General features: G+C 45.3%; 2 protein-coding genes and 1 pseudogene. All 3 read right to left on the bottom strand.

Annotation, left to right across the window (positions count from 1 at the left end; translation table 11 throughout):
- Positions 1-56: 56 nt before the first annotated feature.
- A complete protein-coding gene (locus tag ACLFKQ_RS02245; RefSeq protein WP_448998287.1) occupies positions 57-1,895 on the bottom strand; it encodes a glycoside hydrolase family 15 protein in 1,839 nt (612 codons plus the stop codon).
- A gap of 103 nt (positions 1,896-1,998) precedes the next feature.
- Entirely contained in the window at positions 1,999-2,418 is a 420-nt protein-coding gene (locus tag ACLFKQ_RS02240; protein ID WP_448998286.1) for a hypothetical protein, read from the bottom strand.
- 243 nt (positions 2,419-2,661) lie between these two features.
- A pseudogene (locus tag ACLFKQ_RS02235) lies at positions 2,662-3,036 on the bottom strand (DUF3179 domain-containing (seleno)protein); the annotation flags it as partial.
- Between the last annotated feature and the right edge of the window lie 153 nt (positions 3,037-3,189).

The following is a 3,189-nucleotide window of genomic DNA, read 5'->3' as shown; positions in this document are numbered from 1 at the left end:
ATGGCTAAACTTTGCTCAAACAGCGCGAGCGCTTCTCAGATACTGTTTTGTAAGGACTACCTGTTCTCGAGAGACTGATTGAGATTCCAGGCCGCACTAATCAGTGCTAAGTGAGTAAAGGCTTGAGGAAAATTGCCCAATGCTTCACCGCTAGGTCCGGTTTCCTCAGCATACAGTCCCAGATGATTGGCATAGCTAAGCATTTCCTCAAACAGGATGCGAGCTCGTGAGAGTTGTTCGGGAGCAGTTCTTCCGGCGCGAGTCAGTGCTTCTACCAACCAAAAGCTGCAGAGATTGAATGTGCCTTCACGTCCAGACAAACCATCTTGGGAAGTCTGGGGGTCGTAACGATAGACTAAGCTACTGGAAACTAACCCTCCTCGTTCCGGTGCTCGTGCTATGGCAGCAATCGTTTTTAACATCCGCGGATCTTTGGGAGACATGAAAAAGACCAAAGGCATAATTAAGGTACTCGCATCGAGAGCCTCACTGCCGTACGACTGTACGAAAGCCTGCCGTTCCTCACTCCATCCTCTAGCTATGAGCTCCTCGTAAATTTGGTCTCGAACCTGCAGCCAGTGCTGGCGTTCGGCCGGAAAAGAGCGTTTCCTAGCAAGGCGCAGCCCCCGGTCGAGTGCTACCCAACACATTAGCTTAGAATAGACAAAATGCCGAACTCCCCCTCGCATCTCCCAAATCCCTTCGTCAGGGCGCTGCCAGTTATCACATACCCAAGCTAGAAGCCGCTGTAGCTGCCGCCATAAATCGTAGGAAATTGGCGTACCGTGTTTATTGTATAAGTACACCGAGTCCAAGAGTTCCCCGTAGATGTCTAACTGAAGCTGATTCACGGCACCATTGCCAATACGAACGGGGGCAGAACCGCGATAGCCTTCTAGATGCCCTAAAATCTCTTCTTCGAGCTCCTGTTCCCCATTAATACCATAAACGGTCTGCAAAGGTCCATTTGGCTTTAACTCATAGCAACGTCCTTCGAGCCAATTCATGAACTGACCCGCTTCTTCAGTAAAGCCAATGCGTAGCAAGCCGTATAGCGTAAAAGCCGCATCCCGAATCCAAGTATAGCGATAATCCCAGTTACGTTCCCCACCCAATTCTTCCGGTAGACCACAGGTTGGCGCTGCGATAATTGCTCCTGTTGGTTCATAGGTTAATAGCTTTAAAGCCAAAGCGGAACGCTCCACCATTTCCCGGCAGCGTCCTTTGTAGAGACACCGTGAAAGCCAACTTCGCCAATAGTCAATCGTCCCTTCGAATAATTCTTGAGTTCGTTCACAACTGAGGAAAACTTTCCATTCTTTTCGATTTGACTCCACTTCGCCAAATCCAAAGATCGCAGTCTGTCCTTGCTCTAGGGTAAACTCTGCCCAGGCTCCACGTTGATTTTCTTGTAGGGGCACATCGGTGACTAAGCCCAGATTGAGTCTGTCAGAGCTAAAGATTGCTCCCTTCTCAGTTAAAGTCGTTTGACACTTATCCCGGGCATAATTGAAGGCCGGATAGCATTCCAAGCGAAATTTCATGCTACAGCGAATCACTTTCACTTGTCGTACTAGCCAGCGATAGCCTGGTTCGTCCTGAGATAGATTGACCGGCATAAAATCAATGATTTCACCGAAGCCACAAGCCGCTAAAAAGCGAGTAACCAGAACATTGGTTTCTGGCCAGTAAAACTGTTTGTGAGTGACTCGCTCGAGGCAAGGATAAATTCGAAAGTGCCCCCCTTTCTCGCTATCGAGAATCGCCGCCAAGACGCTGGGAGAGTCGTGTCTGGGATAACAAAACCAGTCAATTGAACCATTCAGCCCAATCAAGGCAGTGGTATGCATGTTACCAATAATGCCGTAGTTTTCAATTGGCTGATAAGTTTTCATCTAATCTAAATTTATAATCTAAATTTATTATATGTAGTATATTTATTTAAATTCGATCTCAGTACCCAAAGCCGCTTGGAACGCCAGTTTTGGAAAATTGTATCTAGTCAGTTTTTCTGGCTCGTACATCGGGCATTAATCCTACACCAATCAGTAGTAAAGTAATAGCGATGGGATTAAAGAAAAACCAAATTAGCTTGATTCCCAAAGGAGCCGGATTGGCAACAATTGGATTTTCGGGTCTCGTTAGTGCAGCGAAACTCACGACCAGATTGACCACCGAAAAAACTACGGCGCTCCAAGCAGCCGGCTTACGAAAGTAGTTAAACACAATTGCACCAGCGAGCACCAGTTGAACGATGCCTAACAGATAAACCCACAGAGGGGCGGTGAAAGGAAGTGTCTTATAGAAAACATTTTGGTAAGGTCCCACCCAACTTTGAACGAACAGGAGCTTAGAAAGACCCCAAAAACCAACTGCTAAACCAGCGGCCAGACGGATAGCGATAAAGGCAGATTGCATAATCGCTCCTCATGAACTCTGACTTCAGCCTAAAACCAAATGGTCAGTACCATATCGCTTTTGTTACTTAAAATTACCTCGAACCAATCTAGCTTTAAGATTCTTAATCTGAACTATTCGAATTTCAGTCCGCCTTAACCAAATTACTGGGGACGAGCTTAAAGTCAAGTTAGAGTCATTACTCATACTAATTATTCCTTCTCTTCCTTGGTTATGGTCGAGCGGAACTCTAGCGCGAGCATCTTAATTGAAATAGGCAGGATAGACAAAAGCAAAAGCTGTAGAGCTAGGAATTACCGTCCCGTCCATCTCCCTGACCATAACGGTTTCTAATTGGCTATTCCAAATAGCTTTAATTTGACGACCGTTAAAATCTACTGTTTTTTTTCCAACTCGCTGTAATTCTTGATGCTCGAACCTATGGCTAGCACCAGAAAAACGTCCTTTTGGAGTTTGAGTATCGCTTTCCCATACATAGCTAATAATCTTTTTGGGATGTTGCTCCAATTTCTGCTGGTTACGGACTGGGAAAATAATTTGCCTATCGGTATAGTAAGTTCCATAAGGATAGCGTTGATATTTGCGATTGTAACCCGTGTTTGTTGAGAGAATTTGACTGTATAGCCAAAATCAAGCCATGTATCAAAATTGTTCCGACTGTTGGTTTGAGAGCGCGATTCATGATTTTAGATTATTCGCTAGTTCTACCTACTACGCAGCAATTCTCATTTTAAGATTTCATGACATTGAAACCCAGTCCAGAATCGTTAC

This window comes from Myxosarcina sp. GI1(2024) (assembly GCF_053543375.1).
Note: the sequence above shows the minus strand (reverse complement) of the source record. Positions and strands in the feature narration are given on the sequence as shown.

Coding starts and splice junctions, on each gene's coding strand:
- ACLFKQ_RS02245 (WP_448998287.1), bottom strand. CDS start 1,895: ATGAAAACTTATCAGCCAATTGAAAACTACGGCATTATTGGTAACATG.
- ACLFKQ_RS02240 (WP_448998286.1), bottom strand. CDS start 2,418: ATGCAATCTGCCTTTATCGCTATCCGTCTGGCCGCTGGTTTAGCAGTT.